The organism is Rhizobium sp. NLR22b (genome assembly GCF_019685295.1).
Lineage (GTDB): Bacteria > Pseudomonadota > Alphaproteobacteria > Rhizobiales > Rhizobiaceae > Rhizobium.
Genome location: NZ_JABDWM010000023.1, coordinates 18,920 through 35,852, shown reverse-complemented (window position 1 = coordinate 35,852; position 16,933 = coordinate 18,920). Strand labels below are relative to the sequence as shown.

The 16,933-nt window shown below is 57.1% G+C and carries 12 protein-coding genes; 3 read left to right on the top strand and 9 right to left on the bottom strand.

Annotated features, from left to right (window positions below; all coding sequences use genetic code 11):
- Positions 1-37 precede the first annotated feature (37 nt).
- The 4 genes from HJC00_RS28245 to HJC00_RS28230 form a co-directional block, all read right to left on the bottom strand.
- Entirely contained in the window at positions 38-733 is a 696-nt protein-coding gene (locus HJC00_RS28245) for an SGNH/GDSL hydrolase family protein (protein ID WP_210630232.1), read from the bottom strand.
- 211 nt (positions 734-944) lie between these two features.
- A complete protein-coding gene (locus HJC00_RS28240; protein ID WP_210630230.1) occupies positions 945-2,252 on the bottom strand; it encodes an HlyD family type I secretion periplasmic adaptor subunit in 1,308 nt (435 codons plus the stop codon).
- Between the two features lie 15 nt (positions 2,253-2,267).
- On the bottom strand, positions 2,268-4,031 hold the full coding sequence (locus HJC00_RS28235) for a type I secretion system permease/ATPase (protein ID WP_210630229.1): 1,764 nt from the start codon (positions 4,029-4,031) through the stop codon (positions 2,268-2,270).
- 478 nt (positions 4,032-4,509) lie between these two features.
- Entirely contained in the window at positions 4,510-6,129 is a 1,620-nt protein-coding gene (locus HJC00_RS28230) for a right-handed parallel beta-helix repeat-containing protein (RefSeq protein WP_221164983.1), read from the bottom strand.
- A gap of 687 nt (positions 6,130-6,816) precedes the next feature.
- Here HJC00_RS28230 and HJC00_RS28225 point away from each other — a divergent pair.
- Positions 6,817-7,524 (top strand): Ig-like domain-containing protein, encoded by a 708-nt coding sequence (locus HJC00_RS28225; protein ID WP_210630225.1) that lies wholly within the window; start codon positions 6,817-6,819, stop codon positions 7,522-7,524.
- Between the two features lie 160 nt (positions 7,525-7,684).
- On the opposite strand, the gene HJC00_RS28220 is transcribed toward HJC00_RS28225, so the two are convergent.
- The 5 genes from HJC00_RS28220 to HJC00_RS28200 all read right to left on the bottom strand — a co-directional run bounded on the left by HJC00_RS28220 (position 7,685) and on the right by HJC00_RS28200 (position 14,434).
- Complete coding sequence (locus HJC00_RS28220) at positions 7,685-8,389, bottom strand: hypothetical protein (protein ID WP_221164982.1); 705 nt, start codon at positions 8,387-8,389, stop codon at positions 7,685-7,687.
- Complete coding sequence (locus HJC00_RS28215; protein ID WP_210630221.1) at positions 8,389-10,665, bottom strand: polysaccharide biosynthesis tyrosine autokinase; 2,277 nt, start codon at positions 10,663-10,665, stop codon at positions 8,389-8,391. Before HJC00_RS28215 ends, HJC00_RS28220 begins: the two co-directional genes overlap by 1 nt.
- 51 nt (positions 10,666-10,716) lie before the next feature.
- Positions 10,717-11,427: a sugar transporter gene (locus HJC00_RS28210; protein ID WP_210631575.1), complete on the bottom strand. Its 711-nt coding sequence runs from the start codon at positions 11,425-11,427 to the stop codon at positions 10,717-10,719.
- A gap of 83 nt (positions 11,428-11,510) precedes the next feature.
- Positions 11,511-12,722 carry a polysaccharide biosynthesis/export family protein gene (locus tag HJC00_RS28205; protein ID WP_210630219.1) on the bottom strand — a complete coding sequence of 404 codons (1,212 nt, stop codon included), beginning with the start codon at positions 12,720-12,722 and terminating at the stop codon, positions 11,511-11,513.
- 302 nt (positions 12,723-13,024) lie between these two features.
- Positions 13,025-14,434, bottom strand: a complete 1,410-nt coding sequence (locus tag HJC00_RS28200; RefSeq protein WP_210630217.1) for an O-antigen ligase — start codon at positions 14,432-14,434, stop codon at positions 13,025-13,027.
- Positions 14,435-14,737: 303 nt separating this feature from the next.
- Here HJC00_RS28200 and HJC00_RS28195 point away from each other — a divergent pair, with 303 nt between their 5' ends.
- Together HJC00_RS28195 and HJC00_RS28190 are read left to right on the top strand one after the other, a co-directional pair.
- Positions 14,738-15,337 carry a transglutaminase-like cysteine peptidase gene (locus tag HJC00_RS28195; protein WP_210630215.1) on the top strand — a complete coding sequence of 200 codons (600 nt, stop codon included), beginning with the start codon at positions 14,738-14,740 and terminating at the stop codon, positions 15,335-15,337.
- Positions 15,338-15,603: 266 nt separating this feature from the next.
- A complete protein-coding gene (locus tag HJC00_RS28190) occupies positions 15,604-16,923 on the top strand; it encodes a UDP-glucose/GDP-mannose dehydrogenase family protein (protein ID WP_210630213.1) in 1,320 nt (439 codons plus the stop codon).
- Positions 16,924-16,933: the final 10 nt, after the last annotated feature.

The window sequence follows — 16,933 nt, the reverse complement described above, 5'->3', positions numbered from 1 at the left end:
CGCCAACGGGCGCAGACGCCCTCGAGACAGAGGAAATTCATTCTCTGCAATCGCGGCCGGCTATGTGCCGGGCGAGTTGGGGAACGATGATCTTAGATGCGACTTCGGGCCTCGGATGGGCGCCGTCAGGAATTGCAGCGGCCAGATCGTCAGGGGTCAGACGCTCCCAATCGGGCCGATAGTCGATAAACTCCAGGCCGCGTTTCCGTGCTTCCGCCTGATGAGCCGAGATATAGCTACCGGCAAAAGGACGGATTAGCCCCCGCAGTCCCGAAAATGGATTCATCGCCATGAGGATGATCCGCGCCCGCGGCAGGCGTTGACGAAGCTGATCGAGAATGTCGGCAATATTCCTTCGGCTTTGTGCCAGGGACACGAACCGATGCAATGTCGCGTCATTGGCGTAGAGCTCGATCAGAATAATATCCGGCTGCTCGGCAACGACCCGATCCAGCTGGGTCAAAGCCCATGTCGACGTCTCGCCGCTCTTTGCGACGCTCTCCACTCTCACGGATCTCTGCAGGCAGGCAGAAAGCCTTGTCTGGAGGCCGGGCTGCCATCCCCCGCGCGCTGTCAGCGATGTTCCGAAAGCCACAATTTTCAGCGGCGGAAGGTTCTCGGCATCACTCTTTCCAGTCATCAAAACCATTACGAGGCACGCTAAAAGCAGAACCAGAACCGATGCCAGTCGCCTCTCGGTCGGCGCCGCTCGCCAAAGCCGCAAACATATCATGACAGAACCATATCTCGGCGAGAGCTATACGTCGCCCGGCAGGAGAACCTTGTGGAACGGCTGGCAGGCCCTTGGAGCCGACCTTGCAGCAGGCTTGAGACAATATCATGAAGGACAGATTGTCACGTCCGCTTCAGTGCGCAAATCAGCCTCGCATCCAACCGGGATAGCAGCTGCCTCGACATGCCGCAACGACGCCGAGGAGCGCCAATCACTCCTCACGAAATACGTGCTGCATCTGATCGGTCAGAGGTTTTGTGAGATAAGAGATGACGGTCCGGTCGCCGATCTTGATAAAGACTTCGGCCGGCATGCCGGGATAGAGCTTTATCGATTTCAGCTTCGCGATACTTTGAGCCTCCGGCTTGACGCGCAGTGGATAGTAGCTGATCCCCGTCCGCTCATCCTTGACGATATCAGGCGCAATTGAGGTGATCACCGCCTGCACATCGGGCGTCGTGCGCTGATCAAAAGCGCTGAAACGCACATCGACGGATTGGCCGACATGGACCTGGTCGATATCGCGGGTAGCGACCTTCGCCTGGACGGTAAGATCGTCATTTTCGGGAACGACGAGCCCCAGCGTCTGACCGGCTTCGATAACGCCATTGACGGTGTGCACCGACAATTCGTGAACGCGGCCGCTGAGCGGCGCGGTGATGTCGAGACGGCGGAGTTGATCGAGCGCAGTGCCGCGGCGCTCCTCATTTTCGGCGATCTGAGCTTCGACATCGGTCAGGTCCTTTGCGATCTCCGAACGGCGATCCTCATCCAGCTGAATCGACTGTCGGTCGATTTCGATCGCCTTGCCCTCGGCCTCTGCCTTTGCAGCGATTTCCTGACCGCTGTTACCCTGGAGATCGGCGCGGGCGCGCTTGAGCGTATTCAAACGCTGAAGCGTGACCAGACCCTTCTTGTAGAGAACATCGACGGCTTCGAGCTCCTGTTCGATTAAGCCGAGGGAATCGCTTGTGGCGTTAATCTGAACGACCAAGCCCTTGATCTGCTCGCCCAGTTGATCCTTGCGCGACGCCAGCTGGCTCTTCATTCCGGTCAGCGCCGATCTGCGGCTGTCGAACAACTTTCGCTCGCCGTCGAGCAGCTGCTGCGCCGCGGTGCTGGATGTCAGATCGCTGAGGTTTTCTTCGACTTCGAACGACTCGGCGCCGATCCGCTCCGCCTTCAGGCGGGCGCGGCGCGCATAAAGCTGAGCAAGCGTGCTCTCGACAATCGACAGCTGTGCTCTTGTCGCCGTTCCATCAAGCCGTATCAAAACCTGTCCGGCCGACACATGCTCGTTTTCGGAGACCAGAAGTTCCGAGACGATGCCGCCCGTCAGATGCTGGATCTTCTTGACGTCGCCGTCGACGACAACGACGCCTTCTCCGATGACGGCGCTGGAAAGTTCCGTCGTCGCCGCCCAACCGCCAATGCCGCAAACCAACGCAATGGAGAGCGCGCCGACAACCGCCACATGGCGATTGAGGGAGCGTTTGGATTCACTAATAACTTTGCTCACGATCTTCCTTCCGGCCTATTCCGCCGCATTGCCGTCGACCACGACCTTAAGCTGAGCCACGCGCTCGGCAATCGGGGTTCGTGCTGCCTCGGTCCGGCTGACCCGCGCCAGAACTTCTTCCTTAGGACCGAATGCGATCATCCTGCCCTCCTGCATCATCAGCACGAAGTCGCACACTGCCAGAACGCCGGAGCGATGCGCGATGACAACGACAATGCCGCCACGTGCACGCACGCTCATGATCGCAGCACTCAGCGCCCGCTCGCCTTCCTCATCCAGATTGGAATTCGGTTCATCGAGCACGACGAGGAATGGTTCGCCGTAGAGCGCTCTCGCAAGCGCGATACGCTGTCTCTGGCCCGCAGAAAGCGCAGCACCGCCTTCGCCGATTTCGGTCTCGTAACCGTTCGGCAGACGCAGAATGAGGTCGTGAACGCGCGCCGCCCTCGCCGCGGTAACCACCGCTTCCGGCGACATCTCTTTAGCGAAGCGGCAGATATTCTGCGCGACGGTGCCGGAGAAGAGCTCGACATCCTGCGGAAGATAACCGATATGCCGGCCGAGTGCGTCGCCGTCCCACTGGTCAAGCGCCGCGCCATCCAGACGAATGGATCCTCTGACCGTCGGCCAGATGCCCATCATCGCCCGCGCCAGCGACGATTTGCCAGAGGCGCTGTAGCCGATGACCCCGAGAGCGCTCCCGGCTTTCAGGCCGAAGCTGATATCGGAAATGACCAGCCGCTGGCCGGCCGGCGGTCCGCTGGCGACACCTTCAACCGTGACCTGCTTGGAAGGTGCAGCCAGCGCGAGAGGGGCTTGGATCTCCGGAATTGTCTTCAGCAGGTTCGCAAGCCGCGCCCAGCTCTGCTGGGCGGAAACGAAACCGCGCCAATTTCCGATCGCCGCCTCCACAGGCGCCAGAGCGCGGGACGTCAGGATGGAACCGGCGATGATAATACCCGAAGAGGCTTGACCCTGAATGACCAGGATCGCGCCTGTTGCCAGCGTTCCCGATTGCAGGGCGATGCGGAAAATCTTCGACAGCGTCGCATATCCGTTGCCGACATCCGATGCCTGCCGGGTGATGTTCCGGTATTCGCCGTTCTTGCGGTCCCAGATCTCGGCCATGGTGCCTGCCATGCCCATGGCATGAATGACCTCGGAATTGCGGATCGAGCTCTGCGCAAATCCGTTGCGCATGTTGGCGGCTTCCGATTGCCGCTTGGAGAGCGTGCGCGTGCCCTGGTTGGTCAGGAACGTCAGAATGGCGAGAACGAGCGATCCGCCGATCGCGATATATCCAATTGCTGGATGAAAAAGGAAACAGATAACGAGATAGAAAGGAAGCCAGGGCAGATCGAACATTGCCGTCGGGCCCATGCCGGACAAGAACGTTCTTATCTGATCGAAATCCCGCAGCGGCTGAAGCCCGTCTCCGCCGATCTTGACCTTCAGCGGCGCTTTGATCAACGCCCGGAACACCCGCCCATTCACCATCTCGTCAAGCGCACCGGCAACGCGAACGAGCATTCTGCTCCTGAGAACTTCGAACGCGCCCTGGAAAACATAAAGAGTCAACGCAAGTATTGCCAAGGCGGCCAGCGTCGGTATGCTTTTGCTGGGAATGACCCGATCATACACCTCAAGCATGAAAAATGAACTTGTCAGATAAAGTATGTTGATAAGCGCGCTAGCTATACCAATGAAGATCAGTCCTCCTTTGCATTTCCGCAAGGCTTTGGACGGTTCATTGACATCAGCTGCTGAACTTTGAAACACGAAGCAATCCTCTTCTACCGCATCGCGCACCAACGAAATGCTGGTCCACAGTGCAGTTACCGGCCATCAATCCGATCATTGACATGGCTGCCTTCGGATCCCCGGCACCGTTGCCGATCCCGCTTGCGAGCCATAACGTAGAACATAAATCCCACTGAAAATGACCGAAAATACAAACTTAACACGAGCAATTTCAGGGGTCTAACTTCAACACTACGATAAGTAAACGAGCCGAAGCAAGTGAATATCGCAAGACCGCCAATAAGGGTTAAAAGCGGCGAGCATGTGGCAGCTAAAATCCGGCTTTTACTGACGAACTAAACTATAAATGCAATCTGTAGTTTGATTTGGCTTTTACAGACGCGAACTTTTCCGATAAAGAGGGTGCCGTTCGCATCGCCCACTAGCGAAAACTTGGCCGCCTCGCAAATTGAATCCGCCCGCGGCTCGCGGGAATGCGCCAGACTCCGGTACAGCCTCACGCCAGGACGTGCGAGGCGTGACTGCTATGGAATGCGTCGACGTTGATCGACACGCTCAAGCTGTCGGTATCGATATGGGAAGCGCCATCGGAGATTTTGTATTGAAAGAACTCACTGACTTTGCCGCTGAGGCCTGCGAGTTTGGTGGCATCGACCGTATAACTATAATCGCCGTCGCTTTCGACGTGGATGACGCCGTATTTTCCGGTCAGCGTCAGGCCATGCTTGTCCACCGCGCTGTCACCGAAGCGGCGAAGCAGTATTGTGCCGTTAATCGCATTGTCGTTATCAAGCAGATTTCCGTGATAGGCACTGCCGGTATCTTCCGCGATCTTCAAGCTATCGTGGACCGCAACAATTTTCGGAACGACCGCTGCAGGCGCGGTCGTGGCCGGCGTTTCCATGCTGGGCGCCGGAGAACCTACCTGAGGCGCCGGTACCTCCACATGCTCGGAAACCGGTGCGACAGGAGTCTGCTCATTGCTCGACGACGTGTCGCCGCTCGCGCTGCCCGCTGCGCTGTCAAGCTCGGCCTGCGCTTGTTCGAGCGTCTTGTTTTCACCGATGGAGAACGTGTTCTGCGCAGCGATTGCGGCGGGCATCGTCAGCGTCGACACCGAACTATCGATGACATTGTCATAGAAGGAGCCTGATGCAGACCTGTCGACCTTCAGTGCCGACGCGGTCAGGTCGTCGAAGACATTGTCGTGGACAATGATGTTCTCGCGGACATAGGCGGGATTGCCGACAGCGCTGACCAGGACGCCGTAGACGCCGTCGTGCAGGTAATTTCCGCTAATGTCGTAATTTTTCGCATCGCCGGAGTCGCCAAGACCGATGCCGTACGACCAACTGTAGCCGCCATATCCAGAGATGTCGTTGTCATGGATGGCGATGTTCGTGCCCGCCTGAGCGCTCACCCCGAAACCGCCGCCGACAAGGGTATTGCCCTCAACCACGGCATCTTGAGCCCGGATCAGCACCAGGACGCCCTTGGCGCTATTGGTTTCCGTCTGCTCGAGATGATTGTCCTTGATCAGGATATTGCTGCTGTTGTTGAGCTGAATGGCGTCAGCCACGCTCCCCTGACTGTTGGTAACGGTATTGTTGACGAGGGTGACGCCCTTGACCTTATCCATCCAAATGCCATCGGCATGCACACCGGTCAGGGTGCTATTCTCGATCGTGATGTTCTGGCTGCTTTGGAAGCTGAGCGAGCCGGCCTTTCCGGCCTGACCGGTATTCGAGACCTCGACGTTGCGGACGATCCAGTTCGATACACTCCCTGCATAGATCGCGTTGGCGCCAGTATCGGCGATCTTGATGTTCTCGACAATGATGTTCGAAGCCTTGGAACCGTGTATCCCGTTATTGCTGCTGTGAATGACCGGCGCATCACCGATGCCATAGCTGCCGATGGTGATCGGAGCGCTGACAGTGCCGGAATATTTCAGGTCGAACTGTTCGTTGAAGACGCTTCCGGCAGCAAGCAGCACGCTGTCGCCAGGATTTAGTTTTAAGGCTTCCACAGCGGACAACGTCGCAAAGGCTGAACTCTCACCGGTTCCGCTGTTATGGTCGGATCCCGTTACTGAATTCACGTAATAGACGGTCATGCTGCGATCTCCCGAGGTTATGGAAGACCTTCTAACTGCGGACATCTCTCCGGCTGCTAAAATGAAACACTAAAATGCGCGATATCTCGGAATATTCTTACATTCGGAGCATGATTATTCTAGTGTACTCAAAATATTGTACCGCGATAAGGTTGCAGAGCCACCAACGCCCATTCTACCTCGATTCGGCACACTACCGCACTGTGATCCGCGGCAAGCTGAAGCCGGCATATACCCGCTCCAGCGCAGCACAACGTTCCCAAACTGAACCTATATGCGGTAAACGGAAGGGTTATTTTCGGCGATATACTACCAACCGATGGGAGAGGGCCCTGCGACTTTGCAATTCCGCTTAATAATCCGTCGCGATTACACAATAGCCCTACGGGGTGATACACTGTCGGACAAGATTACTACATTTGTCATGGAACAACGATTTTCTAATCGCGAAAGAACCATACAGCGAGGCTGCAACGGCACAGGCGATCACTAATTGTTAAAACTATAATATTTAGGACTTTCATCGACTTATGCACATTGCGCGCGTATACTTGCAGATCAATACACTCTGAAGTGCTTGTCTGTTGTTAACTACACGCTTGACTCCATGTATTAAGATACTCTTAATCATCCGGCTTGCCGAAGTCAAAAGTGACCGGCGAAGAGCAATTTCAAGGAGAGACACAGATGGCTATTCACGCAACCGACGATACTGCAACATTTCTGGAAACCGACGTCATTTCCGGGAACCTGCTCAGCAACGACACATCCGATGGCAACCTTTTCCTTCGCGCCTTCGACCACCAGAGCGTTGGTGCCAAGCAGGGCAACAATCAGATTACCGCAATCGCAGGCGACTACGGAACGTTCTACGTCAAGCCGGACGGAAGCTATACTTACGTATTGAGTGACGCTGCAAAGGTCGGCTTCACCGCCGGTGAGACGCTCCACGAACGGGTTTCCTACAAGATCTCCGATGGCGCCGGCCATACCGATTTCGGCCTATTCACGCTGAATATCCAGGGTGTCACCCAGGTAAAGCCGATTGCTGTTGACGACCATCTCAGCTTCAACGAGGGCGACGCCATCGCCGGCAATCTGCTGACCAACGACATTCCTGGCGACAATGGCCATCTTTTCCTGCGTCAGTTCGCCAACACCAGCGTAAACGGCGACCCGACCGCAACAACGAACATTGCCGGCACCTATGGGACCTTCCATGTCAAGGCGGACGGCTCGTTTACCTATGACCTAGCTTCGGATATCGCTCCAGGCGACCATATCACCGAAACAATCCAGTACTACAAGATCTCCGACGGTGAAGGCCATACGGATGTCGGCATTCTAACGCTCAACATCACGGGCACGGACGTCGTCTCCGGCGCAACCGTCTGATCATCGATAAACCATCGATGATGCAGCGCCCGCCGCTTACGCGGCGGACGTTGTTGATGTTGTATCAAGACCTGCTTTGTCCGCTCTGACAATGTTTCATCTCAGATGCGGGTTTAGGCAGCTTAAGCTTGCTACGCTCTTCAGGAATGGCGGAGAACGATTATCTGCCGCAGCGCTGTCGAAACCGCGCTGTAGCCCCCTCTCCTACGCTCGCCCAAGTTCGATCGAAGATCGGGCGGAGCTGCGGGTTGACCTTCCTTATCGCGGCATTGACCATACAGCGATCGCCAAGTTTCAGCATTGTGGTGAGATCGCTATCAAGCGCAATCTTTGCAGCGGAAAGGGTTACGCTGGTAAAATCGTTCCAGAAATAAAACCGCGATAAAATCATTCCTTGATCGTGGGGCGCGAGCACGACCGAACGCTTCATCATTTCCGCAATCGAGACTGGATCTTCTGCGATTTTCGACTGCACGGCCGCAAGCCGAAGCCAAAAGTTGCTATTTGTCGGCATGCACGAGAGGGCATGCCGCAAATATTGACGCGCATTTGACGCCGCAGCGGCCCAAGCGTCGTAGTTGACATTGACGTTCTGTCGATCGAGCTGCGTCAGAATGAGCGTGACGCCGGCGGCGAGGATGTCAGATCGGCAATAGTGTCCGTCGACCACCTCGACAGCGCGCGCCGCATATCTGGCCGCGACATCGTTCGCGACAGTTTCGCCGCGTTCTATCCTCTCGGCGACAAGCGAAATGCTGGCCGTCCTTATCGAGGCATAGAGTTCTCGGCCGGCCAGCGCCGTAAAGACCACAGCGACGAGGAGGAAAACGATTCTCGTGGGCGAAACATACCGAATGCCGAGCATCAGCTTTCGGTATAGTACCGCGAATAGCGCTTATAATAATACTCGCTGGAACCGAATGTCCGGTAGAGCTTCATCTGCGCCGGATCGACCTTGGTCAATATGGCACCGACGCACTTCGTATAGAGATCCGGTTCGGACAACAGTGTCGACTGAACCACCTTCCGCGAAGTCTTGCCCCACTCGATCACGAAAACGACCGCGTCGAGCTTCGGGTTAATGGCGCGTGCATCCACCACCGGAGCCAGAGGAGGCAAGTCGACGATAATGTAATCGAAACTTTGACGCGCAAGCTCGAGAAGCTGATCCATACCGCGCGACGCGAGCAGCTCCGACGAATGCGGAACGCGATAGCGTGCCACGGTCGGCAGGAATGCGAGCTTTGTTTTGGGGTCAAGGAGAATGAGATCCTTCAGCGGGCGATTGTCGACGATTGCTTCAAGCAAGCCGGCCTCCGCGTGGCGGCCGATGGCCCGCGTCGCTCCCGGATTGCGCATATCGGCGTCGATCAGCAGGCACCGTGCCCCTTGCATGGCCAAAAGCTTGGCAAAATTGATGGCGGTCGTCGACTTGCCTTCACCGGGCAAGCTCGACACCACACCGATGACTTTGCAGCGCTGGTCGGAGGCACTGATATCGATCGCGATCTTCGCGCTTCGAAGCGTCTCGGCGAATGCCGACAGCGGATGCTCCTCGACATAAGTCGTGGTCTTGCCGCCCCTGGCGATGCTTCGCGGGTTCCCGGGATCGACGAGCGTCGGATCCTCGACGTTGTTCTCGATCAACGGCATGACGCCAAGTGATTCGACGTCGAGCATATCCTTGACATCGTCACCGGTGCGGAAGAAGCGATCGCGGAATTCACGGAAAGCGCCAATGCCGCTACCGAACGCGCATCCCAGGAACATGGCGAAAGCGATGACGAGGCTTCTTTTCGGCGCGCTCGGCTTCGTCGGCGTCTCCGCAGTCGTGATGATGCGTGCGGCGGTAATTGGGAAGCTCTGCTGCTGGATCGCTTCCTGATAGCGCGCCAGGAAGCTCTGATAGAGATTCTTGTAAGTATCCCGCGTCCGCTCGAGCTCGCGGAGCTGTACCTGCGTCTCGCCCGCCGTTGCCGCTACACCCGTTGCCTTATCAACGCTGTCGCGCAGCGATTTTTCGCGGGATTGCGCAACCGTGAGCTCGCTCTGATAGCTTTCAGCGATGCGATTCAGCTCGTCGAACATGAGCCGTTCGTATTCGGCCATCTCAGCACGGAGCCGGACTGCCTGCACGTGGTCGGGACCAAGCCGCGCCTCGATCTCGGCCTCGAGCTTCGAAGCTTCCAGATATTTCTTGCGGAGGTCGTTTGAAATCGAGCTGTCAAGCACATCGGTCACGATCGCATCGGTCTGCTTGGCTTCGATGATCGACTTGATGCGAGTATATTTCGCCTCGGCCTGCGCCGTTTCGGCCTGAGCCTTGATCAACTGGCTGTTCAGCTCGGAAAGCTGCTGCTCGCTGAGCAAAGTGCCCGATCCTGCCTCGACAAGTCCATGCTCGCTGCGGAACTTCTGCACTGCGAGGTCGGTGTCCAGCGCCTGCTGCCGGAGTTCTTCAATACGCTCCTGCAGCCACTCGCCGGCCCGGCGTGTCGCCTCATATTTCGAATTGAGCTTATCAACCAGATAAACATCGGCGATGGCAGCGGCAATTTCTCGCGCCAGATCCGGCGACTGCGAGGTATAGCTGACGTCGAGGACGTAGGATTTGCCGACACGCTCGACATCGATATTTCCGGCGACGGTTTCCGCAGCCCATCGCCGCTTCATTTCCGCATCAGGAGCAACGGCCCCGTCGTCGGCAAACCAGGAGCGGAAATTGACCAGGGATTTCAGCGTTGCGACAGAAAAAAGCGAGTTCTTCTGCGCCGTGAATACAGGATCATCGACAAGTTTCAGCTTGTCGACGACCGCATAGGCGATCGTGTCGGACTTCAACAGCTCGACCTGGCTGAGGACCGTGCCCTCGTCATCGTCCAGCTGGCCGAAAGCCGCCAGCTGGTTAATCATCTGATTGTCGCTGCGGTCGATCAGCACTTTGGTCTCGGCCGTGTAGACCGGCACCGCAGTCAGCACATAGACGACACCAAGAATGGCGAAGGCGAAAGCGCACACCGCTACGATCCGCCATTGCCGGCGAACAATTGCGATCAGCTTGTCGAAATCGATGAAATCAGCTTCGTTTCCTGTATCGCGGGAGGCGTCGATACGCGGCGTAAGTTTATCTGGCGACAGCAATTTCGATCTCCAACAAAGGCGTCAAGCGCCAAGATCTACAGGCAATTCCAGCTATTGTGTGACCGGGACGCTCTGACTCGTCGACTCCGTCGTGTCAGCGGACGACTGTCCTCCCCCATTCGTGCTGACAAACGTAGTAGTGGTAGTAGTGCTCGAAGACGAGTCGGAATCTGCGTTCGAAACTATCAGCGTACCGGCAGTCGTCGCAGCGCCGTCGAAAGGCGTGCCATCGTCCGACCCCGGGCCGGTTTGTCCAACCTGCCCATCATTGCCGATGCCGGGTGCTGCGGCGGCGGCACTTGCGCCGGGGCCGAGCGCCGCGGTCCCGCCTTCGGCCAGGACCTTTGCAAAGGCAGCAAGCAGCGGCGCGAGGTTCGGATCGGCGCTCGCCGCCTCGGCGACAGCCTTTTCGATAACCAGCTTGAATTGCGGATCTGTCACCTGGCAACTGTTTGCCGCCCGCGCGAGACCGGAGCCGATGGCCGCCATCTGTGCGGCATTCGCCTTCTTGGCCTGCTCGATCACCGGCGACAGCGCGTCGTTGCTGCTTCCGACCAGCGCACGAACACGCGACGACAGAACCAACGGATCGGACAGATCGAGCAGAACGGCGGGATTGGCCGTAAATCCGCCGACATCAATGGAAGTCAGGTTTGCAGGACCCAGGCAAGCAGCCGCAAAGGCGCCCGACGTCATGCCGACAAAAATTGCCGCGGCAATTCCGCTATATGCAAGTTTACGATGAACACTAAACCTTGCCATAAAAGTGGCTTCCTTCATCAAATCCGCTGTCGAAAACAGGCCGCGGCGCCGATCGTACGCGTTCGGCGCCGGCTCTTTCCCACTTAATTTCCGAGTTCTTGCACCGCATTACGGGTATCGCGTGCGTCGTCCGACACGCCGGCGACAGTGGACGATACCGAGTTTACGATGTCAAGGAACTTGACCAATTCGACAGAGTCCGAATTGGAAATATAGATAATATCCTTGTCTTCCATCTTGAATTGCTGAGCGGCAAACAGGGTGGCCGGATCACGAAGATTGGCGCGGATAATCACGGGAACCGTATCGCCCGCAAACCGCGTCGTATCTACATGCATCGCCGCAAGCGTCTTCCTCGGGAGAAGGCGATAGAGCAGAACCTGGGCTGGGTCCGCTCGGTCGTCGCGCAGGCCGCCCGCCTTCGCGATGGCCTCCCCGAGAGTCAGATCCGACTCTTCGAAATCGAACCGGCCGCTGACGCCGGCGGCGCCGAGCGCGAGATAGGTACGGCGCTCATGATCGACCGAGATCGTGTCATCCGGCGCGACATAGATATTCTCCGCCGGATTTTTCAACAGCGTATTGTAGGCGACGGTCGCCGTTCTGCCGCGGCGCTGCAGCGTCACATTCGTTTCAATGTTATTGGTCGTCAAACCACCCGCGGCGGAAATGACGTCGAGGATGCGCTCACCGGCCGGGCTGATCTGAACGCGTTGCGGATTGTTGACGTCACCAAGCACGGCCACCTGACTGGAGCGGTTGGTTGTCGTGGTGATAACCACCTGCGGCTCGATTGCGCGGCTGGCCAGACGATCTTCGACATCCTGCTCGACGGTCTCCTTCAGGCGACCCGCAGCCGGAACGCGACCCGCATAGGGGATCGTGATCGTTCCGTTTCTATCGATGGTCTGCGCCGGCAGAGAGATATAATTGCCGGGCCGGCTACCGGCGTCGGAGGGAATGAAGAGACCGCCGGACTGAGCTTCGAAAATCGCAACCTCGACGACATCGCCATAACCGAGCGGAATTTCAGGCGCTCCACCGCGCCCACCGCCAAAACCCTTGAAGGAGGTCGGTTGCGGAGAGGTGAAATAGGACAGGACGTTCTTGCTGAGGTCAACCAGGGCGTAGTCGATACCGACGCGACGCTCCTTCGTTGTTACCTTTACCGCGGCCCCTCGATCGACATCTTTGTGATCTGGACCGGATCTTGGCAAGGACGTGCAGCTTGCCAAAATACTCGTTAGCGCTACAACAATGGCGACGCGTGTACTACCGACAGGAAAACAACCCATAGAATAACCCGTGTTGACGCCCTTGAAGCTACTGCTCCGCAATCGGACAAATTACAAGACAATCCCTGATCAATAATTACCGAATGCCGTTTATCATTCTCTAACTGTGGCAGCCCGGCAACGCCGAGCCCTTCAGTAAACGAACGGCTCAGCCCGGCTCTCTGACGCCGGCAATAATCTAAAGGCTGCGTCCGCTATAAAATTTCTTGCGTTTAAGAGTCAACCCGCAGCCCCCAATCAATCGGTATTTTCGAAAAACCTTCATAAATTCCATTCATTTAAAGCCGTTTGGCGCGGATCGATCACCCATATTGCCGATCGATTTCGCCGCGACTGCGGCCGAGGCTGATCGCAACGACGGCGCTCAGGAATGCGGAAAAAAATACCGCGAAACCAGGGATTTGCAGCGAAAAATCGACCGCGGCATGAAGGGCGACCAGAACCGTCCCCGCTATGCCGAGCAGAACATAATGTCGCAGGCGCCGCCTGTCGGAGAGCCCGCGCCGGAAAACTTTCGCAAGCACTGCGAAAACAAGAAACGTCGCAACCGGAAACATTATCCCCAGACCAAGAATGCCTTCGAGGTAGAAATTGTGTGCACGGTCAAAAATCCCGAAGATGCCGCAGGCGGGATCGCGGTAGGCGGAAAACACGGTGCGGAAGGTTCCAAGGCCGGTTCCCGTTAGCCAGTGATCCGAAATGGCACGCCATATGCCGGGCAGAATACAGAAACGATCATCATCCTCGAGCCGCCGTTCCTGCGCGCGCAAAATCGCCTGCCCTGCAAACATGCTCAGCAACAGGACGACGAAAATGACCGCCGAGAGAAACTTCACTACCGAACGCCATTTCGACACCGGTGTTAAATGTTGACTTGAACTCTTCCAATTGAGGGCAAGCCAGGGAAAATAAATGAGCGCGGCGACAAAGGTCGCGAATATTCCGGCGCGTGATCGGCTCAGCATCAACGCGGTGAAACATGCGCATAGGAGCAGAATATAGATCCACGTTCTCAAGAGCAGAAGGTTTCGGCCTGGTTCGCCGGGCGGATGGACTGAGTAAGACCGGGCATTGTCCCTGACCAGCGTCAGCATGAGCAACGTTCCTAGCCCGAGGAAAGTCGCGGCCGTATTGCGGTTGACGAAGACGGCCGTCAGGCTGTCGAGGTAGGCGTGTTTCTCTATGACGATCAGGATGGTGGGAAACATCGAAAATTGCAGCAGGCCGAAAACAGCGATGCCCCCCGCCGCGAGCCCCAGGCTGGTGAGCACTTTCCGCGCTCGTTGATCGGTATCGCACAAGATAAGTCCGGTCAGAAAAGTCACGAAAGGCAGGGCCACCCTGAGTATCGACGCAAGCGTGTCGGCCGGCTCGACGGAGATCGCCGCATATTGGACGCCCGCCAGATCGCGCGCAGCGCCCCAGGCGGGGTTTGCCAGCCAGTTGGCCGGCAGTTCAATCGTTTGGATGAATGCCCAGCTCGCCAGCACGACGAGCAAAAGCAAGGCGATCTTGAACACCCACCTGCTTTGTATTGGCTCGGCAAACAGCAATATCGAAACGATCGCGAGAGCAAACATTCCGATTGCGGCGAAGGCGAAGGGCAAAGGTGTGACACTCCCAAAAGGAATGAGCGTCAATATCACCAGGCCGATGAAGGCAACGAGAATCGTCTCCCGCAAGACCTGCCTGTTGATGAGGTTGGATAACATTTGGGACTTCACTCACCGGCAGGGAAAACGAGGCAATCACAACCATTACGGTTAATATACTCGTACTAACATAAGTTGCATATCAAGCGCTTGCGTGTTAAAGTGCAACAGAATTCCACATCGTTAAAATTGTCGCGAACGGCTTAAGCCAATCGAGACAGGACCCGCTTATGCTCCTTCAAGCAGCAGAAACGGGACAGGCGTTCTGTGCCCAATACTTGGCAGATCACTAAATCGCCATGCCATTGACTGAACCAAAAGGCAAGCCTGATCTCAATCGCTTGCCCTGACGGGGATTAAGAGATGAAGAAAACCTTCGTTACACTTCTGGCACTGGCTTTTACAGTAGGAAATGCCTGCTCTGCACTTGCGGCCGGCCCCGCAGGTTTCGCCCGCGGCCTGACCAGCAGTTCCGAGGTCAGCTATATCTCCGAAAAAGAAAAGATCGTTCCGCCTTTCGCCCAGGTGCTGTTCTGCGCCCAGAACCCCGCCGAATGCCGCGACAACAACGGTCTGGCGGTCATCGCACTGACGGACAAGGAAATGCTGCAGCTGAAGAATGTGAACCACACGGTCAATCGTACCATGATTGGCCGCAACGATTCCCGCAACGAACTGAACGGCGATGTCTGGAAGGTGAATGTGCGCAGCGGCGACTGCGAAGATTTTGCATTGACCAAGCGCAGCCGGCTGATAGCGATGGGCTGGTCATCGCGCGCCTTGCGGATTGCAACGGCCTATACACCTTCCGGCGAAGGGCATGCCGTCCTCGTGGTCAGAACCGACAAGGGCGACCTGGTCCTCGACAACAGGCAAAGCAGCATCAAGAACTGGCGCGATACAGATCTGCGCTGGGACAAGATCCAATCGGGAACGGACCCGTACGTCTGGTACCGGCTGTAGCAGCCGAGCAGCCGATAGAGCAGTTCGCCTCATTCCCGGATTGAAATAGAGCCGGCTCTCACGAACGCTCGACTTGTCATATCGCCCACATAAACCTATGTTTTTGCTGTCGAGCGGGTGGCCGGCAACGAACAGCGGCACCCTCGACACGACTTCCGATGTGGGTATTAAGCGATCTTCGATATTGTCTTTTGGCCCAGATTCAGTATGACGAACGCCATGCTGCGACGCAGCATGACGTTCTACTCTAATGATTTGAGGGAAATATGCGCATCACGATGATTGGATCAGGCTATGTCGGCCTCGTTTCAGGCGTTTGCTTTGCGGATTTCGGCCACGACGTCATCTGCGTCGACAAGGATCTGAGTAAGATCGAGGCTCTTCGCGAGGGCCGCATTCCGATCTACGAGCCGGGTCTCGATCAACTGGTTGCCGAAAACACCAGCACCGGCCGCCTGTCGTTTTCGACGGATGTCGGCGAAAGCGTTCGTGGCGCCGACGTTGTGTTCATCGCGGTCGGAACGCCGTCTCGTCGCGGCGACGGCCATGCCGATCTCTCCTACGTCTACGCGGCTGCGCGCGAGATTGCCACCTATGTGGAAGGCTTCACAGTCATCGTCACCAAGTCGACGGTGCCGGTCGGCACTGGAGACGAGGTCGAGCGCATCGTGCGGGAAACCAATCCTTCGGCTGACGTCGCCGTCGTCTCCAATCCCGAATTCCTGCGTGAAGGCGCGGCGATCGAGGATTTCAAGCGTCCTGATCGGATCGTCGTCGGACTGAACGACGACCGGGCACGCGAGACCATGACCGAAGTCTATCGTCCGCTTTACCTCAACCAGGCTCCCCTGGTCTTCACGAGCCGCCGCACCTCCGAGCTCATCAAATATGCGGCTAACGCCTTCCTGGCCATGAAGATCACCTTCATCAACGAGATCGCCGATCTCTGCGAAAGGGTCGACGCAAACGTCCAGGACGTTTCGCGCGGCATCGGCCTTGACGGCCGTATCGGCTCCAAGTTCCTGCATGCCGGTCCGGGTTACGGCGGTTCGTGCTTCCCCAAGGATACGCTTGCCCTTGCCAAGACGGCGCAGGATTACGACGCACCGGTCCGTCTGATCGAAACGACGATCTCGATCAACGACAACCGCAAGCGGGCAATGGGCCGCAAGGTCATTTCGGCGGTCGGCGGAGACATTCGCGGCAAGAAAGTCGCCATCCTCGGACTGACCTTCAAACCGAACACCGACGACATGCGCGACAGCCCGGCCATCGCCATCATTCAGACGCTGCAGGACGCCGGCGCCCAGGTCGTCGGCTATGATCCAGAGGGTATGGACAATGCCCGCAAGGTCATCGAGAACATCGAATATGCGAACGGCCCTTACGAAGCCGCGGCCGACGCCGATGCCATCGTCATCGTCACCGAATGGAACCAGTTCCGCGCACTCGATTTCAATCGCCTGAAGCAGTCGATGCGCGCTCCGGTCCTGGTCGATCTGCGCAACATCTATCGCAGCGACGAAATCCGCAAACACGGCTTTACCTATACCGGTATCGGCACCAATCTTTACCAGGACGCCTGACGGAGCCTGG

Bases quoted from the DNA above. Each gene is read 5' to 3' on its own strand.
- HJC00_RS28245 (WP_210630232.1), bottom strand. From the start codon at position 733: ATGATATGTTTGCGGCTTTGGCGAGCGGCGCCGACCGAGAGGCGACTG.
- HJC00_RS28230 (WP_221164983.1), bottom strand. From the start codon at position 6,129: ATGACCGTCTATTACGTGAATTCAGTAACGGGATCCGACCATAACAGC.
- HJC00_RS28225 (WP_210630225.1), top strand. From the start codon at position 6,817: ATGGCTATTCACGCAACCGACGATACTGCAACATTTCTGGAAACCGAC.
- HJC00_RS28220 (WP_221164982.1), bottom strand. From the start codon at position 8,389: ATGCTCGGCATTCGGTATGTTTCGCCCACGAGAATCGTTTTCCTCCTC.
- HJC00_RS28210 (WP_210631575.1), bottom strand. From the start codon at position 11,427: ATGGCAAGGTTTAGTGTTCATCGTAAACTTGCATATAGCGGAATTGCC.
- HJC00_RS28205 (WP_210630219.1), bottom strand. From the start codon at position 12,722: ATGGGTTGTTTTCCTGTCGGTAGTACACGCGTCGCCATTGTTGTAGCG.
- HJC00_RS28200 (WP_210630217.1), bottom strand. From the start codon at position 14,434: ATGTTATCCAACCTCATCAACAGGCAGGTCTTGCGGGAGACGATTCTC.
- HJC00_RS28195 (WP_210630215.1), top strand. From the start codon at position 14,738: ATGAAGAAAACCTTCGTTACACTTCTGGCACTGGCTTTTACAGTAGGA.
- HJC00_RS28190 (WP_210630213.1), top strand. From the start codon at position 15,604: ATGCGCATCACGATGATTGGATCAGGCTATGTCGGCCTCGTTTCAGGC.